The 25,180-nt window shown below is 72.2% G+C and carries 22 protein-coding genes; 13 read left to right on the top strand and 9 right to left on the bottom strand.

Annotation, left to right across the window (positions count from 1 at the left end; all coding sequences use genetic code 11):
* Window positions 1-87: 87 nt before the first annotated feature.
* The 9 genes from BLW43_RS02220 (at window position 88) to BLW43_RS02180 (ending at window position 9,367) form a co-directional block, all read left to right on the top strand.
* Window positions 88-978 (top strand): LysR substrate-binding domain-containing protein, encoded by an 891-nt coding sequence (locus BLW43_RS02220; protein ID WP_217632079.1) that lies wholly within the window; start codon window positions 88-90, stop codon window positions 976-978.
* Window positions 979-1,146: 168 nt separating this feature from the next.
* Window positions 1,147-3,336, top strand: a complete 2,190-nt coding sequence (katG, locus tag BLW43_RS02215; protein WP_093247916.1) for a catalase/peroxidase HPI — start codon at window positions 1,147-1,149, stop codon at window positions 3,334-3,336.
* Between the two features lie 172 nt (window positions 3,337-3,508).
* Window positions 3,509-4,414, top strand: coding sequence for an ROK family protein (locus tag BLW43_RS02210; protein ID WP_093247915.1), 906 nt, complete (start codon window positions 3,509-3,511; stop codon window positions 4,412-4,414).
* 11 nt (window positions 4,415-4,425) lie between these two features.
* A complete protein-coding gene (locus tag BLW43_RS02205) occupies window positions 4,426-4,689 on the top strand; it encodes a succinate dehydrogenase assembly factor 2 (RefSeq protein ID WP_093247914.1) in 264 nt (87 codons plus the stop codon).
* A 10-nt stretch (window positions 4,690-4,699) separates the two neighbouring features.
* On the top strand, window positions 4,700-5,602 hold the full coding sequence (gene mmsB / locus BLW43_RS02200; RefSeq protein WP_093247913.1) for a 3-hydroxyisobutyrate dehydrogenase: 903 nt from the start codon (window positions 4,700-4,702) through the stop codon (window positions 5,600-5,602).
* Window positions 5,603-5,680: 78 nt separating this feature from the next.
* Complete coding sequence (locus tag BLW43_RS02195; RefSeq protein ID WP_093247912.1) at window positions 5,681-6,226, top strand: MarR family winged helix-turn-helix transcriptional regulator; 546 nt, start codon at window positions 5,681-5,683, stop codon at window positions 6,224-6,226.
* A gap of 173 nt (window positions 6,227-6,399) precedes the next feature.
* Window positions 6,400-7,635 (top strand): helix-turn-helix domain-containing protein, encoded by a 1,236-nt coding sequence (locus BLW43_RS02190; protein WP_093247911.1) that lies wholly within the window; start codon window positions 6,400-6,402, stop codon window positions 7,633-7,635.
* Between the two features lie 128 nt (window positions 7,636-7,763).
* The gene (ispG, locus tag BLW43_RS02185) at window positions 7,764-8,903 is read left to right on the top strand and encodes a flavodoxin-dependent (E)-4-hydroxy-3-methylbut-2-enyl-diphosphate synthase (RefSeq protein WP_093248182.1); all 1,140 of its coding nucleotides are present in this window, start codon (window positions 7,764-7,766) and stop codon (window positions 8,901-8,903) included.
* Complete coding sequence (locus tag BLW43_RS02180) at window positions 8,900-9,367, top strand: DUF1499 domain-containing protein (RefSeq protein WP_245730880.1); 468 nt, start codon at window positions 8,900-8,902, stop codon at window positions 9,365-9,367. The genes ispG and BLW43_RS02180 overlap by 4 nt, the downstream gene beginning before the upstream one ends.
* On the opposite strand, the gene BLW43_RS02175 is transcribed toward BLW43_RS02180, so the two are convergent.
* On the bottom strand, window positions 9,324-9,632 hold the full coding sequence (locus BLW43_RS02175) for a hypothetical protein (RefSeq protein WP_139283955.1): 309 nt from the start codon (window positions 9,630-9,632) through the stop codon (window positions 9,324-9,326). The genes BLW43_RS02180 and BLW43_RS02175 overlap by 44 nt on opposite strands.
* A gap of 92 nt (window positions 9,633-9,724) precedes the next feature.
* On the opposite strand from BLW43_RS02175, the gene prfA reads away from it, so the two are divergent.
* From prfA to BLW43_RS02160, 3 genes are read left to right on the top strand one after another with little or no spacing between them, the layout of a single operon-like run.
* Window positions 9,725-10,777: a peptide chain release factor 1 gene (gene prfA / locus BLW43_RS02170; RefSeq protein ID WP_093247909.1), complete on the top strand. Its 1,053-nt coding sequence runs from the start codon at window positions 9,725-9,727 to the stop codon at window positions 10,775-10,777.
* On the top strand, window positions 10,774-11,616 hold the full coding sequence (prmC, locus tag BLW43_RS02165; RefSeq protein WP_093247907.1) for a peptide chain release factor N(5)-glutamine methyltransferase: 843 nt from the start codon (window positions 10,774-10,776) through the stop codon (window positions 11,614-11,616). The genes prfA and prmC overlap by 4 nt, the downstream gene beginning before the upstream one ends.
* A 32-nt stretch (window positions 11,617-11,648) precedes the next feature.
* Window positions 11,649-12,827 carry a DUF4167 domain-containing protein gene (locus BLW43_RS02160; RefSeq protein ID WP_175478716.1) on the top strand — a complete coding sequence of 393 codons (1,179 nt, stop codon included), beginning with the start codon at window positions 11,649-11,651 and terminating at the stop codon, window positions 12,825-12,827.
* A gap of 10 nt (window positions 12,828-12,837) precedes the next feature.
* Here BLW43_RS02160 and rsmA read toward each other — a convergent pair whose 3' ends face one another.
* From rsmA to lptF, 6 genes are all read right to left on the bottom strand, one after another.
* Window positions 12,838-13,677, bottom strand: coding sequence for a 16S rRNA (adenine(1518)-N(6)/adenine(1519)-N(6))-dimethyltransferase RsmA (gene rsmA / locus BLW43_RS02155; protein WP_245730879.1), 840 nt, complete (start codon window positions 13,675-13,677; stop codon window positions 12,838-12,840).
* Between the two features lie 53 nt (window positions 13,678-13,730).
* Window positions 13,731-14,741, bottom strand: coding sequence for a 4-hydroxythreonine-4-phosphate dehydrogenase PdxA (gene pdxA, locus BLW43_RS02150; protein ID WP_093247905.1), 1,011 nt, complete (start codon window positions 14,739-14,741; stop codon window positions 13,731-13,733).
* On the bottom strand, window positions 14,738-15,982 hold the full coding sequence (locus BLW43_RS02145; protein WP_175478715.1) for a peptidylprolyl isomerase: 1,245 nt from the start codon (window positions 15,980-15,982) through the stop codon (window positions 14,738-14,740). The genes pdxA and BLW43_RS02145 overlap by 4 nt, the downstream gene beginning before the upstream one ends.
* A 26-nt stretch (window positions 15,983-16,008) precedes the next feature.
* A complete protein-coding gene (locus tag BLW43_RS02140; RefSeq protein WP_139283954.1) occupies window positions 16,009-18,225 on the bottom strand; it encodes an LPS-assembly protein LptD in 2,217 nt (738 codons plus the stop codon).
* Between the two features lie 74 nt (window positions 18,226-18,299).
* On the bottom strand, window positions 18,300-19,484 hold the full coding sequence (lptG, locus tag BLW43_RS02135) for an LPS export ABC transporter permease LptG (protein WP_175478714.1): 1,185 nt from the start codon (window positions 19,482-19,484) through the stop codon (window positions 18,300-18,302).
* Complete coding sequence (gene lptF, locus BLW43_RS02130) at window positions 19,481-20,617, bottom strand: LPS export ABC transporter permease LptF (RefSeq protein ID WP_093247900.1); 1,137 nt, start codon at window positions 20,615-20,617, stop codon at window positions 19,481-19,483. Before lptF ends, lptG begins: the two co-directional genes overlap by 4 nt.
* 128 nt (window positions 20,618-20,745) lie before the next feature.
* Between lptF and BLW43_RS02125 the strand changes: the two genes are divergently transcribed.
* A complete protein-coding gene (locus BLW43_RS02125; protein WP_093248178.1) occupies window positions 20,746-22,251 on the top strand; it encodes a leucyl aminopeptidase in 1,506 nt (501 codons plus the stop codon).
* Between the two features lie 195 nt (window positions 22,252-22,446).
* On the opposite strand, the gene BLW43_RS02120 is transcribed toward BLW43_RS02125, so the two are convergent.
* Both BLW43_RS02120 and BLW43_RS02115 read right to left on the bottom strand, forming a co-directional pair.
* Complete coding sequence (locus BLW43_RS02120) at window positions 22,447-23,880, bottom strand: sensor histidine kinase (RefSeq protein WP_093247898.1); 1,434 nt, start codon at window positions 23,878-23,880, stop codon at window positions 22,447-22,449.
* Between the two features lie 101 nt (window positions 23,881-23,981).
* Window positions 23,982-25,169: a BaiN/RdsA family NAD(P)/FAD-dependent oxidoreductase gene (locus tag BLW43_RS02115; RefSeq protein WP_093247896.1), complete on the bottom strand. Its 1,188-nt coding sequence runs from the start codon at window positions 25,167-25,169 to the stop codon at window positions 23,982-23,984.
* Window positions 25,170-25,180: the final 11 nt, after the last annotated feature.

Below are 25,180 nucleotides of genomic sequence, written 5' to 3'. Positions count from 1 at the left end.
TGCCAGCGCGCTTGCGATGAACAGGCGCCGCATCGCGGCGGCGCGGCGCCCTTGCGGCTGCGCCCCTGCGGCGCGATGGTTGCCGCGATGACCCTCACGCAGCTCAGCTATCTGGTGGCGCTGGCCGACCACGGCCATTTCCGGCGCGCGGCCGAGGCCTGCGGCGTGAGCCAGCCGACGCTTTCGGCCCAGATCGCGCGGCTTGAGGGCTATCTCGGGGCGACGCTGGTGGAGCGCGGAGCGGCCGGGGCGCGTCTGACCGTGCTCGGCGAGCAGGTCGTGGCGCGGGCGCGGGCGATGCTGACGCTGGCCGACGAGGTGCGCGGCGTGGCGCGCAGCGGCGCCGAGCCGCTGGTCGGGCCGCTGCGACTCGGCGTGATTCCCACCCTCTGCCCGTATTTCCTGCCCTGGGCGGCCCCGTCGCTACGGGCGCGCTTCGCGCGGCTGGACCTCATCTGCCGGGAGATGCAGACGGCGGAGGCGCTGCTGGCGCTGCGGCGGCGCGAACTCGACGCCGCCGTGGTCGCGGAGGCGGCGTCGGGGCCGGGGCTGGAGATGGCGGCGCTCTTCGACGAACCGTTCCTCGCCGCGCTGCCGCCGGATCATCCGCTGGCGCGCGGCGAGACGGTGAGCGCCGCGGCGCTCGGCGCGGAGCGGCTGCTGGTGCTGGAGGAAGGCCATTGCCTGCGCGATCAGGCGCTGTCGCTCTGCGGCGCGGCGGCGCCCGATGGGGCCGGCTATCGCGCGACGAGCCTGGAGACGCTGCTGGGGCTGGTCGCGGTGGGGGAAGGCGTGACGCTGGCCCCCGCGCTCGCCGCCGCCGGTCGAACCACGCCCGCCCTGCGACCGATCGCCCCGGCGATGGCGCGACGACTGTCCCTGATCTTCCCAGCCGGCGCCGCGCGGCGGGCGGATATGCGCCTTTTCGCCGAAGCCCTGCGCCAGGCCGCGCCGAAATCGCTGCTTCAGATAGCGTGAGGCTATCACCGAGATAGCGGCAATCCCGTTTCGCTATGCGCCGGTGATCGATATACAGTTGAGAAGGATTCCAAAGAGAGGGGTCGCGAGCGCGGGAGACGCGGTCGCGGCGTCTGAAAGGGCCGGGCGAAAGCCCTGAATCAACAGCACAGACCGACTGGAGGGATCATGGACGGCGATCTGAAATGCCCGGTGACGGGCCGTATTCACGTCTCGAACGAGGACTGGTGGCCCAATCGGCTGAACCTCAAGATCCTGCATCAGCATTCGCCGCTCTCCGACCCGATGGGCAAGGCGTTCGACTACGCCGAGGCGTTCCGGCAGCTTGATCTGGCGGCGGTGAAGCAGGACATCTTCGCGCTGATGAAGGAGTCGCAGGACTGGTGGCCCGCCGACTACGGCCATTACGGGCCGCTGTTCATCCGCATGGCGTGGCACAGCGCGGGCACCTACCGCATCGCCGACGGCCGCGGCGGCGCCGGGGCGGGTCAGCAGCGCTTCGCGCCGCTGAACAGCTGGCCGGACAACACCAACCTCGACAAGGCGCGGATGCTGCTCTGGCCGGTGAAGAAGAAGTACGGCAGCAGCCTCTCCTGGGCCGACCTCATGGTGCTCGCCGGCAACTGCGCCATCGAGTCGATGGGCCTCAAGCCGTTCGGCTTCGCCGGCGGCCGCGCCGACGTTTGGGAGCCCGAGGAGGACGTCTACTGGGGCTCCGAGAACGAGTGGCTCGCCACCAGCGACAAGCCGCACAGCCGCTACAGCGGCGAGCGCAACCTGGAGAACCCGCTCGCGGCCGTGCAGATGGGCCTGATCTACGTCAACCCTGAAGGCCCCGACGGCCAGCCCGACCCGCTCGGCTCCGCGCATGACATCCGCGAGACCTTCGCCCGCATGGCGATGAACGACGAGGAAACGGTCGCGCTCACCGCCGGCGGCCACACTTTCGGCAAGTGCCACGGCGCCGGCGACGCGGGCCTGCTCGACCGCGAACCCGAGGCCGCGCCGATCGAGGCGATGGGCCTCGGCTGGCTCAGCCGCTTCAGGTCCGGCAAGGGCGGCGACACCATCACCAGCGGGATCGAGGGCGCCTGGACGCCGAACCCGACCCAGTGGGACATGGGCTATTTCGACGTGCTGTTCGGCTACGAGTGGGAGCTGACCAAGAGCCCCGCCGGCGCCTGGCAGTGGACGCCGAAGGATCTCGCCGAGAAGGACCATGCGCCGGCGGCGCACGACCCCTCGAAGCGCGAGAAGATCATGATGACGACGGCGGACATGGCGATGCGCATGGACCCCGCCTACGAGAAGATCTCGCGCCACTACCACGCCAATCCCGACAAGTTCGCTGACGCCTTCGCCCGCGCCTGGTTCAAGCTGACCCACCGCGACATGGGCCCGCGCGAGCGCTATCTTGGCGCGGATGTGCCGACGGAAGTGCTGATCTGGCAGGATCCCGTTCCGGCGGTGGACCATCCGCTGATCGACGAGGCCGACGTGGCGGCGCTCAAGGCGCTCATCCTCGGGGCCGGCGCGCCGGTGACGGACCTGGTGCTGACCGCATGGGCTTCGGCCTCGGTCTATCGCGACAGCGACAAGCGCGGCGGCGCCAATGGCGCGCGCATCCGCCTCGCGCCGCAGAAGGACTGGGCGGTGAACCAGCCGGCGAAGCTCCAGACGGTGCTGGCGGCGCTCGAGGGCGTGCAGACCGCATTCAACGGCAGTGCGAGCGGCGGCAAGAAAGTGTCCCTCGCCGATCTGATCGTTCTCGGCGGCTGCGCCGCGGTCGAGCAGGCGGCGCGCGACGCGGGGCACGAAGTCGTGGTTCCGTTCCGGCCGGGCCGCACGGACGCCACCGAGGAGCAGACCGACGCGGACAGCTTCGCCTGCCTGGAACCGAGGGTGGACGGCTTCCGCAACTTCTCCAGCGGCGAGCAGGCGATGTCGCCGGAGGAGCGCCTCGTCGACCGCGCCCAGCTTCTCTCGCTGACGGCGCCGGAGATGACGGTGCTCGTTGGCGGCATGCGCGCGCTCGGCGCCAACGCCGACGGCTCGAAGCACGGCGTCCTCTCGGATCGTCCCGGCCAGCTCACGAACGACTTCTTCGTGAACCTGCTCGACATGGGCGTGACGTGGCGCCCGGCATCCGACGCCGCGGACATCTACGAGGGGCGGGACCGCAAGACCGGCGACCTGAAGTGGACCGGCACGCGCGTCGATCTGGTGTTCGGCTCCAACTCGCAGCTCCGCGCGCTGGCGGAAGTCTACGGCTGCGCCGACGCCGGCCGGAAGTTCGTCGACGACTTCGTGGCGGCGTGGACCAAGGTGATGGAGCTCGACCGCTTCGATCTCGCCTGAGCGCCGCCGCGCCGCCGGTGAAGGCGGCGCGCGACCTGCGGCCGACGATGACGGGGGCCTGCGCCGCGCAGGCCCCTTTTTCGTCGGCGCCGTGCGGGGCTTCCCGAGGGCGCGGCCACGTCATAGGCTCGGCCCGCAGCGAGGATGCGGCCCGATCCGAGAGGAAACTTGCGTGAAATTCGGCGTGGACATCGGCGGCACGAAGATCGCCGCTGCGGTGATCGACGCGCAGGGCAGGCGGATCGCCGAGGCGCGCCGCCCCAACCCGCGCGGCGACTACGCCGGGACCATCGCGGCGACCGCGGAGGCCGTCGCGGCGTGCGCCGAGGCCGTTTCCGCGCGGCCTGGGCGGATCGGCGTCTGCGTCTCCGGCAACGTTCAGGCCGCGACCGGGGAGGTCGTGCTCGGCACCGCCCGCTGGATCAACGGAAGGCCGTTCCGCGACGACATCGCGAAGGCGGTGGGCGCGCCGGTGCGGCTCGCCAACGACGCGGACTGCTTCGCGCTGTCGGAGGCGGTGGACGGGGCGGCGGCCGGGGCGCGGCTGGTGTTCGGCGTGATCCTCGGCACCGGCGTGGGGGGCGGATTCGTGGCGGACGGGCGGCTCGTGACGGGCGCGCGCGGCATTGCGGGGGAGTGGGGGCACATCCCGCTGCCATGGGGCAGTCAGGCGGAGCTGGCGGCGGGTCCGTGCAGCTGCGGGCGCCACGGTTGCATCGAGGCGCTGCTGGCCGGCCCCGGCATGGCGCGCGAATTCACCGCCGTCACCGGGCGCGCGGCTGAGGACGGGCGCGCCGTGGTGGCGCTGGCCGAGGCCGGAGACGCCGACGCGCTCGCCGCGCTCGACCGCTACGAGGAGCGGCTGGGCCGGGCGCTCGCCGTGGTGGTGAACCTGATCGAGCCCGACGTCTTCGTTTTCGGCGGCGGGCTGTCGAACGTGGCCCGCATCTACGAGGGGGCCGCCGCCTCGATGCGCGCCCATGTCTTCGGCGGCGTGACGGATGCGCGTCTGCTGCCCAACTCCCACGGAGACAGCTCCGGCGTGCGTGGCGCCGCGCGCCTGTGGGACGCCGACTGAGAGGTGAGACGATGACCGACGCCGAACGCCGCGAGACGCGGCTCAAGCGCCTGCGGATCCGCTGCTGGCGGCGCGGGACCAAGGAGATGGACATGCTGCTGGGCCCCTACGCCGACGGCCCGCTCGCCGCGCTCGACGACGCGCAGCTCGACGCCTTCGAGGCGCTGCTGGAGGAGAACGACCAGGATCTCTACGCGTGGATCAGCGGCGCCGCCGAGATGAACCCGCGACACGCCGAGGCGCTCGGGCGCGTCGCGGCCCACCATGGCGTCTGAGGAGAAACGCATGAGCGCGCCTGTCAGCGCCGTCGCCTTCATCGGGCTCGGCAACATGGGCCTGCCGATGGCCGGCAACCTCGTCAAGGCGGGTTTCGCCGTGCAGGGATACGACGTCTTCGACGCCGCGCGCGCGGCGTTGGCCGCGGTCGGCGGGGCGGCCTGCGACAGCCTGGCCGAAGCCCTTGAAGCCGCCGATGTGGTGGTGACGGCGCTGCCGGCGGCCGCGCATGTCCGCGAGGCCTATCTCGGCGACGCAGGGATCGTCGCCTCGTCGAGGCCCGGCGCGCTGTTCATCGACTGCTCCACCATCGACGTCGACACGGCGCGCGCCGTCGCCGCCCATGCCGGGGCAGAGGGGCGCCGGATGCTCGACGCGCCCATGTCGGGCGGCGTGGGCGGCGCGGCGGCGGGCACGCTGACCTTCATGGTCGGCGGCGCGGCCGACGCCTTCGAGGCGGCGCAGCCGACGCTCGGCGCGATGGGTCGCACGATCCTGCATGCCGGGCCTTCGGGCGCGGGCTGCGCGGCGAAGCTCTGCAACAACATGATGCTCGCGATCCAGATGATCGCGGTCAGCGAGGGCTTCAACCTCGCCGAGAAGCTCGGCCTTTCGGCGGAGGCGCTCTACGCGATCTCGTCCACGGCGACGGCGCGCTGCTGGTCGCTCAACGACTACTGCCCCGCTCCCGGCCCGGTTCCGTCGGCGCCGTCGAACCGGAACTACGCGCCCGGCTTTGCGGCGGAGCTGATGCTGAAGGATCTGCGAATCGCCATGCAGGCGGCGCAGGGCGCGGGCGCCGTGACGCCCCTCGGCGCGCAGGCCACCCAGATCTATGCGATGATGGCGGCCGCCGGGCATGGCGGTGACGATTTTTCGGGCGTGATACGCTTTCTTGACGGCAAGACCTGATCAGGCCGCGCCACGTTAACCGCCGCTTTTCGTTTTTTGGCGAAATCTCGCGTCAAAGTCGAAACGCGGAGAGAACGCATGAGCATCCAGGGCAAGTCGGCGATCGGCGCGGCGGTCCGTCCCGTAGCGGGCGCGGCGGCGGACAACGGCGAGCAGCGCCAGGGCGGGTCGCTGGGCCGGTACGTCGAGACGCTGGCGCTGGTGGAGCGGCTGCACCGCCTGCTTCTCGACGTCATCAAGGACGAGTTCGAGCGCCTCGGCCTTCTTGACGTGAACCCGGTCCAGGCGCTGCTGCTCTACAACATCGGCGACCATGAAGTGACCGCGGGCGAGCTGAAATCGCGCGGCTACTACCAGGGCTCGAATGTGTCCTACAACCTGAAGAAGCTGGTCGAGGCCGGCTACATGCACCATCAGCGCTGCGGCGTTGACCGTCGCGCCGTGCGCATCAGGCTGACGGAGAAGGGCGCCGAGATCCGCGCCGCGGTGGCGGCCCTCTTCGAGCGCCACGCCGGCGAACTTGCCGAGCGGGGCCTCTACGGCGCCGAGGCCGCGACCGAGATCGCCGGCGGACTGCGCCGCATCGAACGCTACTGGAGCGAACAGATCCGCTTCATCTACTGAGGCGGCGCTCACGCGCAGGTTGCGGCGTGAACGAAAAAAAAACTCGAGGGGGCGTCAATGTAGGCCGACGAATCGATGGATGTGTCGTAGTTTTTGCGCGAGGCGGCGGGACGCTTGATGCTAGGGCGGCCCCGCAATAAAAGCGCGAAACAGCGTTGGGCGACGGGCAGGATATGGTCGAGGCCGATATCGTGGAGCTTCGGGGCTTCGACTCCTACAGGGTCAGCCTCGGGGACGAGATGCGCGGAGAGCGTGCGTCGCTGGGCAAGTCCCTGCTCGACGTGCAGCGAGAGCTGCGCATCAAGGCCGCGCATATCGACGCGATCGAGAGCGCGAATCCCGACGGCGTGCCGCATCGCGGTTTCGTGACCGGCTATGTCCGGGCCTACGCCCGTTATCTCGGCATGGACGAGGATGCGGTGCTTCGCCGCTTCTGCGAGGAATCGGGTTTCACGCCGCCTTCCGCCGCGCCGCTGGCCGCCGGCGCCCTCTCGGCGGGCCGCGCCGCCGCGCCGGGCGCCCGGCGCGCGGATCTCGACGCCGTCATCGCCGGGTCGCGGCTCGCGGCGGCGTCGCGCGCCGCCTCCGTGAACGCCAGCTTCGGGGCCGTCGTCAGCGGCGTGGCGTCGCTCGGCGTCCTCTGCGGGCTCGTCGGCGGCCTCGGCTACGGCGCTTGGACGATGCTGGAGAACATCCAGCGGGTGGATTTCGCGCCGCTCCCCCAGGCGCCCGAGGCGCTCGCCGCCGCGCCGGAAATCGACATGATGATGCGGATCGCACGCGCCGGCGCGGTGCCGGGGCCGATGATCGACGCGTCGGCGCTCGCCGCGGTCTACGCCGCGCAGGAAGTCGGCCCGCCGCCCTCCGCGCCGCGCGACGGCCCGATTTCGGCGCTCGATCCGGAAAGCGCGGGCGTCTATGCGGCCGCATCCGCGCCGAAGCCCGAGGATTTCGTCACGGCCGCGCTCGACCCGGCTTTCGTCGTGGCGCTCGCCGCGACCGAGAATGGCGAACCGAGCGCCGTCGTCTCGGCCGAACCGGCCCCCGATGCTGCCCCGCGGCCGCCCGAGGCGGAGGTCAGGGGCGTGGCGCTGGTGATCGACTCCGAGGCGTGGGTGCGAGTTCGAGACGGTTCCGGCCGCGTGGTTCACGAAAAGCTGATGCAGGCCGGCGAGAGCTGGCGCGCCCCGGAAGCAGCGCAGGGCTTCACGCTGCGCGCCGGCAACGCGGGCGGCGTGTTCCTGGAGGTCGACGGCGTGCGCCACGGGCCCTTGGGGCGGCCGGGCGGCGTGGTCTCCAACGTCCTGCTCGACGCCTCCGCGATCCGCGCAGCCCTCCCGAAGGCGGTCGCCGAGACGCCTGCGCGCGCGGAGCCGGTCTCCCTCAGCGCGGCGCTCGCGGACCGCTGAACCTCCGCCCCCCCGCCGCCATGCGCGGCCTCGTCGCGCTCGACCGCGGCCGGCGCGACGCCTATCATCGCGACCACCGCGCTGCGCCCCGACAGGCGCCGCGCACCGGAAACGGCAAGGCGACCGACATGAGCATTCGACCCTGGCGCGACATCCACCGCCGCAAGAGCCGCCGCATCATGGTGGGCTCGGTGCCCGTGGGCGGCGATGCGCCGATCACCGTCCAGACCATGACCAACACGCTGACGACGGACGCGCCGGCGACCATCCGTCAGGTGCTGGCCTGCGCCGAGGCCGGCGCGGACATCGTGCGCGTCTCCTGCCCCGACGAAGGGTCCACGCGCGCACTGCGCGAGATCGTGCGCGAGAGCCCGGTGCCCATCGTCGCCGACATCCATTTCCACCACCGCCGCGCCATCGAGGCGGCGGAGGCGGGGGCGGCCTGCCTGCGGATCAACCCCGGCAACATCGGCAAGCCCGAGCGCGTGCGCGAGGTGATCAGGGCCGCGCGCGACCACGGCTGTTCGATGCGCATCGGCGTCAACGCCGGCAGCCTGGAGCCGCATCTGCTGGAGAAATACGCCGAGCCGTGCCCCGAGGCGATGGTGGAGAGCGCGCTGGAGCACGCGAAGATCCTGCAGGACAACGACTTCCACGAATTCAAGATCAGCGTGAAGGCGTCGGACGTGTTCCTGACCGCCGCGGCGTATCAGGCGCTAGCCGACGCCTGCGACCATCCGCTGCACCTCGGCGTGACGGAGGCCGGCGGGCTGACATCGGGCGGCGTCAAGAGCGCGATCGGACTCGGCAACCTGCTCTGGATGGGCGTGGGCGACACCGTCCGCGTCTCGCTGTCGGCCGACCCGGTCGAGGAGGTTAAGATCGGCTTCGAGATACTGAAGTCGCTGAACCTGCGCCACCGCGGCGTGACCATCATCTCCTGCCCGTCCTGCGCGCGGCAGGGCTTCGACGTGATCGAGACGGTCAAGGCGCTGGAGGAGCGGCTCGCGCATATCCGCACGCACATGACCCTCAGCGTCATCGGCTGCGTCGTGAACGGGCCCGGCGAGGCGCGCGAGACCGACATCGGCTTCACCGGCGGCGGGGCCGGCAGCGGCATGGTCTATCTGGCCGGACTGCAGAGCCACAAGATGGACAACGCCGGGATGCTCGATCACCTCGTCGAACTCGTGGAACGGAAGGCCGAGGAGATCGAGGCGGCCCGGGCCCAGGCGGCGGCCGAGGCGGCGGCGCAGGCCGCGGAGTGAGCTTCGTCGTCAAGGCTGTCGCAGCGCTGGCGGGGCTGGCGCTGATCGGGGCGCTTTACGTGCGGATGGCGCCGAGCGACCCGGCGGCATGGCATGTCGACCCCATGTCCGGCGTTGACACCGGCGCGCCGAATCAGTTCCGCGTCGCGCCCCCCGGCGCCAGTCTCGACGCCGACATCGCGAGCCCGGTCTGGCCCGTCGCGCCGGCCGAACTGGCGGCGCGCTTCGACGCCGCGGCGATGGCGGCGCCGCGCACGACGCGGCTCGCCGGCGGGCCTGACGAGCTCTTCACGACCTATGTCCAGCGCTCTGCGCTGATCGGCTTTCCGGATTATGTCTCGGTGCGCGCCGTGGAGGCCGAAGGCGGGGCGGCGCTGGCGATCTGGTCCCGGTCGCGCTTCGGCTACGGGGATATGGGCGTCAACCGGGCGCGCGTGGAGCGGTGGATCGCGGCGCTAGACTGAGGCCGTCGGGAGGGCAGCCCTCGCCCTGCCGCCGCCATGCCGGGTTGTTCAGCGACATCGCGCAGAGCGCGGTGAACTCCCTGCCGTCGACCCGCAGGCAGGCCGTCTCGCCGACTTCGACGCGCGCGCCGCGGTTGGTGCAGTAGCACTCCGGATAGGCGTAGCCGTCCTTGGGCGCTGGACGCACGCGGTTCCAGTCCTGCGCCCAGGGCGAGGCCGGCGCGGTGAAGACGACGGCGGCGAGGATGAGCGGCATTCGCTTCATGACCGGAATGTAACGATGCGAAGGCGCGTTGGCGAGCGCGGATCGACGGCGACTGCTTGACCGGGCGGCCCTGCGCCGCCTAGACGCCGCAGATGATTTCCGATGACAGGATCGATGCGCTCATCGCGCAGTTCGAGCTCTTGGAGGCCCGGCTCGCCGAGGGCGACGGGGCGTCCTTCGCACGGCTTTCGCGCGACTACGCCGCGCTGCGGCCTGTGGTGGAGCAGGTGCGGGCGTTCCGCGCGCTGCAGGCCGAGATCCGGGCCGCCGAGGCGCTTCTCGCCGATCCGGAGATGCGCGCGCTGGCGCAGGAGGAACTCGATGCGCTGCGCCGGCGCCTGCCCGAGGCCGAGCGCGCCGTGACGCTGGCGCTGCTGCCGCGCGATGAGGCCGACGCCCGCGCCGCCATCATCGAGCTGCGCGCCGGGACCGGGGGCGAGGAGGCGGCGCTCTTCGCCGCGGACCTGTTCCGGATGTATTCGCGCTACGCCGAGGCGCGCGGCTGGCGCGTCGAGGTGATGGACGAGAGCCCTTCGGAGATGGGCGGCTTGCGCGAGATCGTCGCCGCCGTGCGCGGGGAGGGGGTGTTCGCCCGCCTGAAGTTCGAGAGCGGCGTGCATCGCGTGCAGCGCGTGCCGGCCACCGAGGCGCAGGGGCGCATCCACACCTCCGCCGCGACCGTCGCCGTCCTGCCCGAGGCGGAGGCCGTCGACGTGGAGATCCGGTCCGAGGACATCCGCATCGACACCATGCGCGCCAGCGGCGCCGGCGGGCAGCACGTCAACACCACCGACAGCGCGGTGCGGCTGACGCATCTGCCCACCGGCATCGTTGTGACCTCGGCGGAGAAGTCGCAGCACCATAACCGCGCCCGCGCGATGGAGGTGCTGCGCGCGCGCCTCTACGATCTGGCGCGGCGCGAGGCGGACGCTGCGCGGGCGGCGGACCGTAAGGGGCAGGTCGGCTCCGGCGACCGCTCCGAGCGGATCCGCACCTACAACTTTCCGCAGGGTCGGCTGACCGACCACCGCATCAACCTCACCCTCTACCGGCTCGCGGAGGTGATGGCGGGCGATCTCGACCCCGTGATCGACGCTCTGGCCGAGGCGGACCGGGCGGAGAAGCTCGCGGCGATGGAGGCATGAACGGCCTTTCCAGCCGGGCCGAGGCGGTGCGCGCCGCCGCCGAGGCGCTCGGGGCCGCAGGCGTCGAGGGCGCCGCGCGCGATGCGCGTCTGCTGGTGCGGTGGGCCTGCGGCGTGAGCGCGGCCGGCCTCGCCGCGGCACCGGAGGCGGCGCTCGACGCGGAGCAGGCCGCGCGGCTTGCGGCGGGCGTGGCGCGGCGCGCCGGCAGGGCGCCGCTCAGCCATGTGACGGGGCGGCGCGCGTTCTGGGGGCGGGAGTTCGAGGTCACGCCCGACGTTCTCGACCCGCGGCCCGAGACGGAGACGCTGATCGCGCTGGCGCTGGAGCGCGGACCGGCGGCGCGGGTGCTCGATCTGGGCGTCGGCTCCGGCGCGATCCTCCTGACGCTGCTGGCCGAGTGGCCGCAGGCCGCGGGCGTCGGCGTCGACGCGAGCCCCGCGGCGCTGGCGGTCGCGCGACGCAACTCTGAGCGGCTGGGCGTGTCCGCGCGCGCGGCGATGCTTGAGGGCGACTGGCTCGCGGGCCTGTCCGGGCGTTTCGACCTCATCGTGTCGAACCCGCCCTATCTGCGCAGCGAGCAGGTGGCCGCGGCGGCCCCGGAGCTCTCGCACGAACCTCGGCTGGCGCTCGACGGCGGCGCCGACGGGCTCGACCCCTATCGCCGCATCGCCGCCGCGGCGCCGGCGGCGCTTGCGCCCGGCGGGGCCGTCCTCGTGGAGTTCGGGGCGGGGCAGGGCGAGGCGGCGGCCTCGCTGTTCCGCGCGGCTGGCTTCGGCGCGGTGCGGCTCGCGGCGGACCTCGACGGAAGACCGCGCGCGCTGCTTGCGGCATGCGATTAGCGGTTGTTTGCCCGGGGAAGGAGGTTATAAGCTTGAGTTGCGGCGAAGGCGCGCTGAATGCGCGCCTTGATAGGGTGCGCCGCATGCGATCCAAATCGCAAACGCAGACGGATCGCGCCGCGGCATTGCGCGGCAATCCTGTACGGCGCGGCGCCTTATGGAGCTTGCGCCTCTGCGAGGCCGGACAGCGTGGCTTGACGCCGTGCGCGGCCTTATCTCGGGGCAAAGGGCGACAGACGGTGCAGATGAGACCTCCGCAGAAGAACCGCAACAATCGTAACAAGAACAACAGCCGCAAGCCCCAGGGCAACGTCCAGAATCGCGTCTATGAAAGCGCCGGTCCGGAAGGCAAGGTGCGCGGAACGCCCCAGCAGATCATCGAGAAATATCAGATCCTGGCCCGCGACGCGCAGACTTCGGGCGACCGGGTGATGGCGGAGAACTTCCTCCAGCATGCCGAGCACTACGTCCGCCTGCTCGGCGCCGCGGCGCCGACGGCCGACGAGCGCAGGATCCAGCAGCAGGACAGGCAGCGATTCGATCTCGACGACGGCGACGAGGACGACGGCGCCCAGCGCCAGCAGGCGCGCCATGGCGGCGGCGACAATGGCGAGCAGCCGCGTGGGCATGACGCCGAGCGGAACATCGACGACCGCCAGCACGCGCGCAACGGGGAGCATCAGCCCCGCGGCGAGCAGCACCGCAATGGCGACGGCCGCGGCGAGGACGGTCGCCACGATCAGCAGCGCAACGACCCGCCCCGGCGCGATCAGGCGGCGCGCGCGGAGCGGCGCGACGAGCACGGCGGGAGCGACGGCGCGCAGCATGGCGGACAGGCGGGCACGGATCACGGCGCGCCGTCGGCGGGCGGTCTTGAGACGATAGACCCTCAGGCGGGCGAAGGCGGCGAGGATCTCGGTCCGGTGGCGACGCCGGAGAGCGTCGCCAGCGAGAAGCCGCGCCGGGGCCGGTCGCCGCGTCGGGCCTCTACGGAGGTTGACGCAGCCCAAGGCGAGACGACCGCCGGCCGCGAAGCTTCCGTAAGGGCAGCCGAGGCTGCCGAGGTTGCCGAGGCCGCCGATGCGCCCGCGGAGCCGCGCCGCCGCCGGCGTCGCGCGCCGAAGGCCGCCGACGCCCCTGCGGCTGACGGTTCTGCTGCGGACGGTCCGGCGGACGCGGCGCCCAGCGCTGCGGAGGCCGACGCCGGCTGAGAGCGGCGCCTCAGCGCTCCGCCGCTTCGAGCGCCCGTGCAAGCGCGCAGAAGGCCGGGACGTCCAGCGTCTCGGCCCGCGCCTGCGGGTCGGCGCCGGCGGCGGCGAGCAGGGGCGCGGGGTCGCGCCCCAGCGTCCTGAGCGCCTGCCGCAGCATTTTCCGCCGCTGGCCGAAGGCCGCCGCCGTCACCCGCTCAAGCGCCGACAGGCTCGCCTCGGCGACCGGCTCGCAGGGCGCGATCGACACGACGGCGGACGTCACCTTCGGCGGCGGCGTGAAGGCGGCGGGGCTGATGTCGAACAGAATGCGCGACCGCGTGCGCCAGCCCGCCAGCACGGCGAGCCTGCCATAGTGCGGGGAGCCGGGGGCCGCCACGATGCGCTCGGCGACCTCCCGCTGGAACATCAGCGTGAGATGCGACCACCAAGGGGGCCACGCGCCGTCGTCGGCGCCCCTCTCCCCCCCGCCGCCGCCGCGCAGCCAGCGCACGAGCAACTCGGTGCCGATGTTGTAGGGCAGGTTGGCGACGACGACGGCGGGGCGGCCGACGAGCCCGGCGTGATCGAGCGCCAGCGCGTCGCCCTCGACGACCTCGAGCCTTCCGGACCAGCGCGCCGAGACCGCCGCCAGCGCCGGCAGGCATCGCGCGTCGCGTTCGACGGCGACGACGCGGCGCGCTCCCTGAGCCAGCAGCGCGCGCGTGAGGCCGCCCGGGCCGGGCCCGATCTCCAGGACGTCGACGCCGGCGAGATCGCCGGCGCCGCGCGCGATGCGGCCGGTGAGATTGAGGTCGAGCAGGAAATTCTGGCCGAGCGCGCGCCTTGCCGCCAGGCCGTGCTCGGCGATCACGGCCCGCAGCGGCGGCAGCCCGTCCGCGGCGGTCGCGGCGCCGTCGCCGCCGCTCAGAACCCGGGCCCCCCGGATGCGCGCGCCTTCGCCATCGCGTCGGCGAGGCGCAGGGCCTCGATGAGGCTTGCGGCGTCCGCCGTCCCCTTTCCCGCGATGTCGTAGGCGGTGCCGTGGTCCGGCGAGGTGCGGATGAACGAGAGCCCCAGCGTCACGTTCACGCCATGGGCGAAATCCAGCGTCTTGATCGGGATGAGCGCCTGATCGTGATACATGCACACGGCGACGTCGTAGCGCGCCCGCGCGGCGGGGTGGAACATCGTGTCGGCGGGCAGCGGGCCGGCGATGTCGAGACCCTCGGCGCGCAGCGCGTCTAGCGCGGGGCCGATGAGCGTGATCTCCTCCCGGCCCATGGCGCCGCCTTCGCCGGCGTGCGGATTCAGGCCGGAGACGGCGAAGCGCGGCATCGCAATCCCGAAGTCGCGCCGCAACGCGGCATGGGCGATGCGGATGGTCTCCCGGATGGAGGCGGCGTCGAGCGCGGCGATCGCGTCCGCGAGGCTCAGGTGAATCGTGACCGGGATCACCTTCAGCGCGGGCGCGGCGAGCATCATCACCGCGCGCGCCGCGCCGTCGAGATGGGCGAGGTATTCCGTGTGGCCGGGAAAGGCGAAGCCGGCGCCGTCCATGAGCGCCTTCTTGTTGATCGGGTTGGTCACGACCCCCGCCGCGACGCCGTCCATCGCGAGGCGGGCCGCGCGCGCGATGGACCGCACGACCGCTGGAGCGTTGGCGGCGTCCGGCCGTCCCGGCGGGGCGGGAGCGGCAAGCGGCTCGGCCAGAACAGGCAGCGCTTCGCGGAAAAGGGCGGCGGCCTCGTCAGGCGACCCGATCTCCCGCACGCGGAGCCCGCGCGTCGCGGCGATGGCGGCGAGGCGGCGCGGATCGTCGATCGCGAAGAACGGGCGCGCGCCGGCATCGCGCGAAAGCTCGGCCCACGCCGCGACCGCAATCTCTCCGCCGACGCCGGCGGGGTCGCCCATGGTGAGGGCGAGCGGCCGCGTCATCGCCGGTCGATCACGGCGTCGTTGCGCAGCTCCTGAAGCCAGCCCGCCGCAAACCCCTCGAGCCGCTGGCTTCGCACCTGCCCGCGCAGCGCCTCGCGCGCTTCGGGGCTCGCGCCGCTCACGCGGCTGCACACGACGAAGGCGATCGCGCCGCCCTGCGCCGGCAGCGGACCGCTGTTCTGCCCGTCCACGAGGCCGCGAACGGCGTCCCGCGTGGTCTGCTGCATCGCCGCGCTGTCGGTGGGGTCGGAACGGATCGCGTTGAGGTCGGCGTCGGTTTCGGCCCGCGCCTGTGCGGTCGCGCAATCCGGCTCACCCTGCAAGACGCGCTCGAGAAGCTGCCGGGCGGTCGCACCGCGCGCCTGCAGCATTACAAGGTCGAGCGTTTCCGCGCCGGCCTGGACCGTTTCCCGGCGCGTCTCGACAAGCTTCAGGATCGTCACGCCGCCCGGCAGGGGCAACGGCGCGGTGACGCCGCCCTCGCCGGTGGCGGCCAGTTCGCGCGCAACCTGATCGGGGAGCGCGGCCTCCGAGATCCAGCCGATGTCGCCGCCCTGCGCGGCGCTCGGAGAGGAGCTGTAGCGCTGCACCGCCGCGCGGAAGTCGCCGCCGGCGCCGAGCTCACGGGAGAGCTGCTCGGCGAGCGCCATCGTCTCCGCCTCGCCCCGCGCGGCGAACGGCATCGACAGCTCCTGCAGCCGGTAGCTGACCGATTGGCCGGTCGCAGCCAGCGCAAGCTCCTGATCGAGCTCGGCGTCACTCGGCTCGGCCTGTGCGCCGAAGCGCCGGCGGACGGCCCCGCGCCAGGCGATGTCGGCGGCGATCGCGTCTTCGAGCGCGGCCATGTCGACGCCGGCCCGGCGCAGCTGGGCGTCGAGCGCCTCCATCGTCAGCCCCCGGTTGGCCGCATACTCCCGCACGCCGCGCGCCAGCGTCTCCTCATCGACCGTCAGGCCGACCATCTCGGCGGCGGCGAGCTTGATCCGGTCGTCGGTGAGCTGGGCGAGCGCCGCCTGTTCGAGTTCGGGGCCGGGCTGCGCGCCGGACATGCGCAGAAACCGGGCTCGCTGCTCGACATCGTAGCGCGTCACGACATCGCCGTTCACGACGGCGGCGGGCTCGAAGGGCGTCTGGGCCGAAGCCTGCGTCGCCCATGGCCCTGGCGGCCCGCCCTCGAAGGGCGGCGGAGACAGCGCCGCCGCGATGAGCGCCGCGGCGACGAGTGCGTTGCGCGCCAGCATTTTCCCGCCTCGCGATGGCTTGAACATCAGGGCCGTCCGCATACCGCAGATCGTCGCCTTGCGCCATCGGCGGCGCCATATAGCCGCACGCGCAGGCCGAACGTCGTCTCGGCGGGCGCGTTCTGGGTGTCGGTGAAGTCGCGCTTGGCGTAGAATTCGAAGGCGGCGCATTCGGTGCGATAGGCGACCTGCGCCGCGGTCTCGACGAAATTCTCCTCGACGATGTCGCGCCGCATGAAGCCTGACACCTCCCACTGCGGATCGAGCCGCAGAGTCGCCGCGAGGGATACCTCGGAGCGGTCGTCCAGGGCGCCGGCCGTGTCGTCCTCGGCCAGAAAGACGTAGCTGGCCCGGATGGCGCCGCGGTCGCCGGAAATCATCGCCGAGGCCTCGTTGCGCGCGATCTCCAGATCGTCGCCGATGCGGAAGCGGTTCGAGAAGCGCAGCCAGTCCGCCAGCCCGACCGACCACGCGGCCACCCAGTCCGACCGTGTCTGGTCGAGGCCGGAGCCGGCCGAGAAGCTCGTCTCCTCGGTCAGTCGGATCACCCGGCCGGCGCGCGCCTCGAAGTCGAGGCCCGCCGGCCCGACGAGCGCATAGTTGACCCCGAGGTTCAGCCGCGCGCCGCTTTCCACCCGGTCATGACCGGGGAAGCGATCGATCTCGAACAGGTTGGTTTCGTCGAACTCCACCAGCAGACTGTCTTCGTTGGGGATGTTGTCGTCGCCGAAGTTCTGCGGCGCGAGGACGATCTGCGCCACGGGTTCGATGATCTGCGTCACGTCGCCGGTGAAGGAGATGAAGGGCAGGCGCGCTTCGGCCCCGACGAGGGGTGCGACGCGCAGCGTGGGATCGGAGTCGAAGTCGGGGTCGTCGGACGTCTGATAGAGGTCGCCGCGAATCGAGGCGAAGCCGCGCAGGGCGACGCCGCCCTCCACGATCGTCTCGCGGTTCCAGTCCGCGCCGAGGCTCAGGCGATTGACGTCGCGCCCCTCGCCGCGCCGCAGCGCCACCCCGCTGGCGGTGAAGCCAAGCGCGCCGCCGAGGAACGGGTCGTCGGCCGCGAGCCGCGCGTCGAACTCGGGGAGGGGCTGGGGAATTGCGCTGTCGCGTTCGTTGACCCGAAGCGAATCGACATAGACCGCCGCCAGATGGAAGTAGTCCTCATCGCCCCAGTTCGCGACGTAGGCTTCGCTGGTGAGACGATCCTCGTCGGAAAAGTCGTAGCGGCGCAGATAGTCGTCGTCAGTCGTCGTCGCCAGTTCGAAGCCCGCGACCGTGCCTGAAGGCAGCGCGTCGTGCGGAAGGTCGAAGCGCCCGGATCCGAAGAGGTGGCCCCGCATCTCCGGCCCCTCGCCTTCCCCGATGTCGAGATATCCGAAACTGCCGTTCAGGTCGAAGCCGCCGCTGGCGTAGCGGCGACGGTGCTCGACCTCCAGAATCCCGCCGTCGTTCTCCGTTGGAAACGCCGTCAGCGTGGCGTCGGCGTTCGGGCCAAGGGTGACGAAGTAGGGAAGCTTGATCGCGAGGCCGTAGCTGCTCGACTGCAGGAAGGTGGGCGCCAGCACGCCGCTGCGCCGCTCCACGCCGGGGTCGGGATGCCGGAAGCTCGGGAGCCACGCGACGGGCACGCCGAGGGCTTCGAAAACGACGTCGCGGTAGTAGATGTCCCGCGTTTCCGCATCGTGCACGACCTGCTCGGCGCGGATCGCCCAGAGCGGCGTCGGCGACGCCGCGCACACCGTGCAGGACGAATAGACTGCGCGCGAAAGCGCCGTGTAGCGCCCGTCGATCCGGGTTCCCTGCACGGCGGCCAGGAGCCCGGCGCCGTCGGCGAGCACCGCGCGGGCGCCGCTCGCCACGCCGTCGCGCAGGTCGTCGTCCAGCGAGGCCGCGTCGGCGAGCAGCGTGGTTCCCGAGCCGTCCTGCAGCGCGATCGGACCCTTGGCCGCGATCGCCCCGGTGCGGGTGTTGTAGGTGATCGACGCGGCGCGCAGCGTGCGCTCGCCATAGTAGACCACAACGTCGCCGTCGGCGGTCAGCGTGCCGGCGTTCTCGTCGTATCGCACGATGTCGGCGACGAGCGCCGCAGGCGTGTCCCGGTCCGTCGCCGCGACCCCGATCATCTCGTCGAGCGAGGCTTCCCGGTCCTGCGCGGGGGCGCCGGCGGGCGCGAGCGCCGCGGCCAGCGCAACCGAGAGCGCCGCGCGCGCTGCGGTCGATCTCGTGGCGCTGCTCGTCATGGCGTCATTTGGCGCTTCGTTCGGCGGGATGTGGCGCAGGGGCGGAGACGGGAGCGGTTGGCGGCGCCGGCACCCTACCCGTCCTCGAGATGGAGCAGCAAGGCGGCCGCAAGCAGAACGGCGGCGCTGGGCGGAACCCATGCGGCGAGCAGCGTGGGAACCGCGCCGGAAGCGCCGAGCGCCTTGGCGATGTCGGTCAGAGCATAGAATCCGAAACCGGCGAGAACCGCCCCGAGCGCCATGAACCCCAGACCGCCCTGACGATGGTGGCGCATGGCGAAAGAGGCGCCGACCATGCACATGCCGGCGAACAGCAGGGGCGACGCGAGCTGGGCCTGCCAGTGCAGCCTGTGGCGCAGGGCCGAGAACCCGGCATCCTCCAGCGTGCGGATGAACCCCGGAAGCGCCCAGAACGAGATGGCTTCGGGCTTCTCGAAGCTCTCGAGTATCTGCTCCCGCGTGAGTTCGGTCGGCACTTCAAGGCTAGGATCGAAACGTTCGGGAGGGGCTCTCGGGCCGTCCACCTCGAGTGCGCTCGCATCGTCGGTCTCGGGAGCCGGGAGCGTGTCGGCGTCGGCGGTCGCCTCGCGCTCGTCGAGGCGACGCGTCAGGGCGTCGGTCAGAAGCCACGCGCCAGGCGACAGGCGGGCGTTCTTCGCGTTTATCCGCCCGACTAGGTCTCCGTCGCGGTTGAAGGAGAATAGCGTCACATGGCGCAGTTCGGTCGCGTCGGCGTTCGCCGAGCGGGCGTGCACGACGGTCTGCCCTCCCGGTTCGGCGCCGCCGCCCTGCCGCAGCCACAGTCCCTCCGCCGACACGGAGATGCGGCCGGTGCGGCCGTCGAAACTGCGGGCCTCGAGCGTTTCGGCCCGGGATGCGGTGGCGGCGGCGAGGGGGTTGAAGAGGGTCACGCTGAGAAAGCCGGTGGCGAAGGCGACAAGCACCGCCGGCGCGAGGGCCGCCCACGCAGACACGCCCGCCGCCCGCGTCACCACCAGTTCCGATGAGCGGGCGAGGCGCGCGTAGCAGGCGAGGGCCGCCAGCATAACCATGAAGGGCAGGGCGACGAGCGCGATGGTCGGCGCCTTCAGCGCCGCGATGGCGGCGACGCGCGCGAAACCCACGCCCCCAGCTTCGCCGGCCTCGCGCAGCAGTTCGATCAGATTGCCGAGAAACACCACGAGACAGGCGGTGAGGAACACCAGCCCGAGCGTGCTCACGAACCTCGCGCCGATGTAACGCGTCAGGGTCCAGCTCACGATGCGCCCCCGGCCGCACGCATCGCCGGATGACGCGGGACGCCGGTCTCGCGCGAAAGCGCCCAGAGCGCGCCGAGAATGGCGATCAGCGGAGGAAAGTAGAGCAGCGGCCATGTTGCGGGCGCGCCCGCCGCCATCGCCTTCGCGGCGAATCCGAGCACCCGCACCGAGACCCCGATCAGCACGGCCAGAGCGATGCGCTTGCCGTATCCCCTGCGGCTGAAGCCGCCCGCGATCACGGTCGCCAGCGCGATCAGTGGCAGCGCGACGGCGTAGAGCGGCGCGCTGAGCCGATCGTGCCCCTCGGCGTAGAAGCGGCCCAGCGCCCGATCCGCCGCGTCGCCCAGCGCCGCGCGGTCGGGGGCGACGAGTTCCGCAAGGCTGCGCTCGGACACTTTGGGCGCGCGGTCGCCGGCGGCGCTCATGAACTGGCCCAGATCGAACACCAGTTCGTCGAAGCGCAGGACGCTGAGGGCGCCGTTCTCGACGTCGCGGCGCTGGGCGGCGCCGTCCTGCATCATGATGCGGGGGCCGCCCTCGGCCCTGGCCAGCACCGCGCGGCGGGCGGTGTAGGTGACTTCCGCCTCCGGGTCGCGCTGGTCATGGACGAAGAGGCCGGTCATCTCGCCGGAGCCCGAGTTCTCGCGGACGTAGATGGTCAGGCCCGGCGCCGGATGGAGGAACTGCCCCTCGAACACCAGCGCGTTGGCGATGTCGCCGCGCAGGTTCGCGATGCGCTCGCGCATCTCACGGGTGGCGGCGGGGGCGGCGTAGATCGTGCAGAAGGCCACCGCCAGGGCGACCAGCGCGCCGAACAGCGCGACGGGGCGGGCGAGGGCGGCGGGGCTCATGCCGGCGGCGATCATGGCGACGAGCTCGCTCTCGCCGAAGAGGCGGTGCACCGCGTAGAGCGTCGCCGCGAACGCCGCCAGCGGCAGGACGATGGCGAGCGCCGCCGGCGCCAGCAGCGCGACGAACTGCAGGAACAGCCCGGCGCTCTGGCCGCTGTTCACCACGATTTCGATGACGCCGAGCGACTGCGTCAGCCAGATCACCGCGGTCAGCACCAGAAGGAAGAAGGCGAACGGCCGCGCCAGCTCGCGCAGCACATATCGCGACAGGCGGGTGGGCATCCTGCGGGCCTCCTTCTCGCGTCGTCGCGCCGCCGGCGCGCCGGGCCGGCCCCGCTGCGCCGGCGCCCGACTTGGCCCGGGCGCGTTGGCGGGCTACTCATCGCATGAAGTCGCATCTGGAGCCCGCCATGACCAGTCCCGCCGAGATCACCTATGTCGCGTTCGAGGACGCTCCCATCACCTCGATGGAGGGCGCGGTGGTCGTTTTCGCGCGGCCCGGCGGCGCCCTTGGCCCCGCCGCGCAGGCCGCCGACGCGGCGGCGCAGGGCGCGGTCTCCCGGCTGCTGGCGTCGAAGGAATTCAAGAACAAGCCCGGCGACGCGGCGACATTGTCCTTTCCGGCCGGCATGAAGGCGACGCGGCTTATCGTCGTCGCGCTCGGCGAAACCGGGGAGGACGCTCGGCGCGCGGGTTCGGCGGCGGCGGGGCGCCTGGGGTCCGGCGCGGTCACGATCTACGGCGACGGCGCGCCCGAGGCGCAGGCGGAGGCGGCGTTCGGCGCGGCGCTGCGGCTCTATGACTTCAAGGATCACAAGGCCGTGACGCTGGGCGAGGAGAACGGCGAGGAGGGTGACGAGAAGCCGGGCCCCGCGCCGCGCCGCATCACCTTCGCCTCCGACGCGCCGGAGAAGGTGGCGCGGCTTTCCGGCCCGATGGCGGCTCTGGCGGAGGGCGTGTTCTTCACCCGCGATCTCGTCAACGAGCCCGCGAACATCCTCACCACCGACGATTTCGCCGCGCGGCTGGGCGCGATGGGCGAGCTGGGCCTCGACGTGGAGATCCTCGGCGAGGCCGAGATGGAGAAGCTCGGCATGCGCTGCCTGCTGGCGGTCGGCCACGGCTCCATCTCCGAGAGCAAGCTCGTCGTGATGAAGTGGATGGGCGGCGGCGACGAGGCGCCGCTGGCGCTGGTGGGCAAGGGCGTCGTGTTCGACACCGGCGGCATCTCGATCAAGCCCTCCTCCGGCATGGAGGAGATGACCATGGACATGGGCGGCGCCGCGGTCGTCTCGGGCGTGATGCGGACGCTGGCGCTGCGCAAGGCGAAGGCGAATGTCGTCGGAATCGTTGGACTTGTGGAGAACATGCCGTCCGACCGCGCGATGCGGCCGGGCGACATCATCCGCACCATGAAGGGCGACACGGTCGAGATCATCTCCACCGACGCCGAGGGCCGGATGGTCCTGTGCGACGCCATGTGGTACGCGCAGGAGACGTTCAGGCCCGCCGCCATGATCGACCTCGCGACGCTGACCGGGGCAGTCATCATCGCGCTCGGCAACCACAACGCGGGCTTCTTCTCCACCGACGACGCGTTGGCCAACGACCTCAAGGCCGCCTGCGACGCGGTGGGCGAGGGGGCGTGGCGGCTGCCGCTCGGCAAGGACTACGACAAGCAGCTCAAGTCGCGGCTGGCCGACATGAAGAACGTCGGCGGCAGGCCGGCGGGCAGCATCACCGCGGCGCAGTTCCTCAAGCGCTTCGTGAAGGACGGGCTGCCCTGGGCGCACATCGACATCGCCGGCGTCACCCTGCGCAGCGCGGCGACCGACTACGCGCCGGCGGGCGCGACCGGATGGGGCGTGCGCTCGCTGGACCGGCTGATCGCCGACCGCTTCGAGGGGAAGCGGTGAGGTCCTCGAAGCGCCGGCGTCAGCCGCCGCTTCCGCCGTCAAGGGGCCGCGGCGCCGGGGCGTCGGCGCTGCGCCCGCGCTCCGGCGCCGTTCCCGGGCGCCCAGACGCGATGGGCTCGCCGCTTTGGCGAAAGGGCGGTTTCCGGCGCTGAGCTGCGCCTCTCGGCGCCGGGGCGGTCGCGTTCGGCGGCGCGCTCAGGCCGCGCGGACGCAGGAGGCGACCTGCGCGGGGCGCGCCGGGAAGATCGCCGAGAACGCGCTTCCCCTGCCGAGTTCGCTCTCCACTTCAAGCCTGCCGCGATGCAGCGCCAGCAACTTCGCGACGATGTGCAGACCGAGGCCGACGCCGGGCCGGCCCTCGCCGCTGTCGCCGCGGAAGTAGCGCTCCGTGAGGCGGGCGAGGTCGGCCGGGCCGATGCCGAGCCCGCTGTCGCGCACCGTGATCACGATTTCCCCGCTGTCGCGGTCGCGTCCGGCGCTCGTCTCGATGCGCGCGCCCTCTTCGCTGTATTTCGCGGCGTTGGAGAGAAGGTTCCAGAGGATCTGCCGCAGATGCCCCGGGTCGCACTGCACGGCCCCGATGTCGTCGCTCACGTTCAGGACGAACTGGCGGCCCTCAAATATCTGCAGGCAGGTTTGCCGGGCTTCCTCGAGCAGCGGCGCAAGGTCGACGGCCTCCGGGTCGAAGCCGATCTGACCGTCGTCGATCCGCGCCGCGAGCAGCGTCGTGTCGATGAGCTGGACGAGCCGCGCGACCGCGATGCGCACCTGCGCCCCGGCGTCCTCGACGATGGCCTGCGCGGCGGGGTCGCAGGTTCTGCGGACCTTTCGGACGGTCTGGCTCATCGTCAGATCGACGATGCTCAGCGGCGTGCGGAACTCGTGACTGACGAGGCCGACGAACCGGCGCTGGAGCGCGGACAGGTGTCGCTCCTTGGCGAGCGCCGCCGAGAGATCGGCGGTGCGCTCGGCGACCTGAATCTCCAACGCGCGCCGCGCCGCGCCCTGCGCCCGCTGACAGGCGACGCTGACGGCGCCGGCGGCCAGCGCGACCGCGGCCCCGACGCCGAGCGCCGCGGCGGTTCCCGCCAGATCGGCCGACTGCGCGTGGGCCGCGTCGAGCGCTTCGTGGGCGGCGGTCAGCAGCCCGTCGACGTCGCGCAGGGCCGCCTCGTCGCGGACCATGAGCAGATCGTCGATCCGCCCCGGCGAAACACCGAGAGAAGCGAGTTGCGGGATCAGGGTCAGCCGCGCGCGATGGCGCATCAGCGCCGTCCGGAGCGCCGTGGTCCGCGCAGGGACGCCAAGCGCCGCCGCGGAGGCGTCGAACGCGGCAAGGTTGCCGAACGCCTGTTCAAGATCGCGCTCGGCCGCGCCAAGATCGTGCGACATGTCAGGGTGAAGAACTGCGTTCTTTAAGTTCTGCATGAAGCCGCGATAGCCGATGGCGTCGAGCAGATGCAGCGCGCGCCAGGCAAGTTCGGCGCGGTTGGCCGTCGTGGCCCGCCAGTCCCGCACGGCCCTGTCGAGCTGCAAGAGGCCCGCAGCTGCGCAGAGGACGACGAAGGCCGTCAGCGCGAGCGTCCGCAGGGAGACGCCTTTGAGGCCATTTCTGATGCGAACATGCATTTTCGGACGACCGCCTCCGATCTCGGATGGTGCGAAACTCGGGCCCGGGGACTTAAACGGGTGTCAATTACCGCGGGACAATTCGATCATTGACCGATTATTCACGCCGCGCGTGCGGCGATCGCGGCGCCCGCCGCCCAGCCCGAGGCCCAGGCCCACTGGAAGTTGTAGCCGCCGAGCCAGCCCGTCACGTCCACCACCTCGCCGATGAAGTGAAGGCCGGGAACGGCGCGGGCCTCCAGCGTCGCGGCGTCGAGGCCCGCGGTGTCGACGCCGCCGAGGGTGACTTCGGCGGTGCGCCAGCCCTCCGAGCCGGTCGGCCGCAGCGGCCATGCGCCGAGCCTCGCGGCGAGTTCCGCGAGACGGGCGTCGGAGGTGGCGGCGAGCGGCGCGTCGAAGCCCTCGGCGAGAAAGGCGGCGAGGCGGCGCGGCAGCCGCTCCGCCAGCGCCGCCGCGACCCCGACGCCGCCGCCCGCCGCGCGCCGCGCCTTCAGCGCCGGCAGCGCGTTGGGCAGCAGGCCCACGGTGATCGGCTCGCCCTCGCGCCAGTAGGAGGAGATCTGCAGGATCGCCGGGCCGGAGAGGCCGCGATGGGTGAAGAGCAGCGCCTCGTCGAAGGCCGTCCGCCCGCAGGCGACCGTGGCCTGCGCGGCGACCCCGGCCAGCCCGGCGAAGGCCTCCAGCGCCGGGCCGGTGAAGGTGAGCGGCACGAGGGCTGGGCGCGTCTCGGTGAGCTTGAGGCCGAAGCGGCGGGCGACATCGTAGCCGAAGCCTGTGGCGCCCATCTTGGGGATCGACTTGCCGCCCGTCGCCACCACCAAGCGCCGGGCGGCGAGCGCGGCGCCGTCGCTCAGCCGCAGCCACCAGCCGTCGGCCCCGCGCTCCAGCGCCTCGACCGAGACGCCGAGCCGGAGTTCGGCGCCGGCGGCCGCCATCTCCGCCACCATCATCGCGACGATCTGCTTCGCCGAGCCGTCGCAGAAAAGCTGGCCGAGGGTCTTTTCGCGCCACGCGATGCCGTGACGCTCCACCAGCGCCAAAAAATCCTCGGGGCGGTAGCGGCCCAGCGCGGATTTCGCGAAATGCGGGTTGGCGGAGAGGAAGCGGTCGGGCGTCGTGTTCAGGTTGGTGAAGTTGCAGCGCCCGCCGCCGGAGATGCGGATCTTCTCGCCGGGCGCGCGGGCGTGGTCGACCACCAGCACGCGGGCCCCGCGCGCGGCGGCGTGGGCGGCGCACATCATGCCCGCGGCGCCGGCGCCGAGGATGACGGCCTCGAAGGTCTCAGCCATTGGGCCTACGG

The sequence above is a fragment of the Rubrimonas cliftonensis genome, assembly GCF_900107585.1.
Lineage (GTDB): Bacteria > Pseudomonadota > Alphaproteobacteria > Rhodobacterales > Rhodobacteraceae > Rubrimonas > Rubrimonas cliftonensis.
This window is presented reverse-complemented; position numbering and strand designations above follow the sequence as displayed.

Coding starts and splice junctions, on each gene's coding strand:
- BLW43_RS02220 (WP_217632079.1), top strand. CDS start 88: ATGACCCTCACGCAGCTCAGCTATCTGGTGGCGCTGGCCGACCACGGC.
- katG (WP_093247916.1), top strand. CDS start 1,147: ATGGACGGCGATCTGAAATGCCCGGTGACGGGCCGTATTCACGTCTCG.
- BLW43_RS02205 (WP_093247914.1), top strand. CDS start 4,426: ATGACCGACGCCGAACGCCGCGAGACGCGGCTCAAGCGCCTGCGGATC.
- mmsB (WP_093247913.1), top strand. CDS start 4,700: ATGAGCGCGCCTGTCAGCGCCGTCGCCTTCATCGGGCTCGGCAACATG.
- BLW43_RS02195 (WP_093247912.1), top strand. CDS start 5,681: ATGAGCATCCAGGGCAAGTCGGCGATCGGCGCGGCGGTCCGTCCCGTA.
- BLW43_RS02190 (WP_093247911.1), top strand. CDS start 6,400: ATGGTCGAGGCCGATATCGTGGAGCTTCGGGGCTTCGACTCCTACAGG.
- ispG (WP_093248182.1), top strand. CDS start 7,764: ATGAGCATTCGACCCTGGCGCGACATCCACCGCCGCAAGAGCCGCCGC.
- BLW43_RS02175 (WP_139283955.1), bottom strand. CDS start 9,632: ATGAAGCGAATGCCGCTCATCCTCGCCGCCGTCGTCTTCACCGCGCCG.
- prfA (WP_093247909.1), top strand. CDS start 9,725: ATGATTTCCGATGACAGGATCGATGCGCTCATCGCGCAGTTCGAGCTC.
- prmC (WP_093247907.1), top strand. CDS start 10,774: ATGAACGGCCTTTCCAGCCGGGCCGAGGCGGTGCGCGCCGCCGCCGAG.
- pdxA (WP_093247905.1), bottom strand. CDS start 14,741: ATGACGCGGCCGCTCGCCCTCACCATGGGCGACCCCGCCGGCGTCGGC.
- BLW43_RS02145 (WP_175478715.1), bottom strand. CDS start 15,982: ATGCTGGCGCGCAACGCACTCGTCGCCGCGGCGCTCATCGCGGCGGCG.
- BLW43_RS02140 (WP_139283954.1), bottom strand. CDS start 18,225: ATGACGAGCAGCGCCACGAGATCGACCGCAGCGCGCGCGGCGCTCTCG.
- lptF (WP_093247900.1), bottom strand. CDS start 20,617: ATGCCCACCCGCCTGTCGCGATATGTGCTGCGCGAGCTGGCGCGGCCG.
- BLW43_RS02125 (WP_093248178.1), top strand. CDS start 20,746: ATGACCAGTCCCGCCGAGATCACCTATGTCGCGTTCGAGGACGCTCCC.
- BLW43_RS02120 (WP_093247898.1), bottom strand. CDS start 23,880: ATGCATGTTCGCATCAGAAATGGCCTCAAAGGCGTCTCCCTGCGGACG.
- BLW43_RS02115 (WP_093247896.1), bottom strand. CDS start 25,169: ATGGCTGAGACCTTCGAGGCCGTCATCCTCGGCGCCGGCGCCGCGGGC.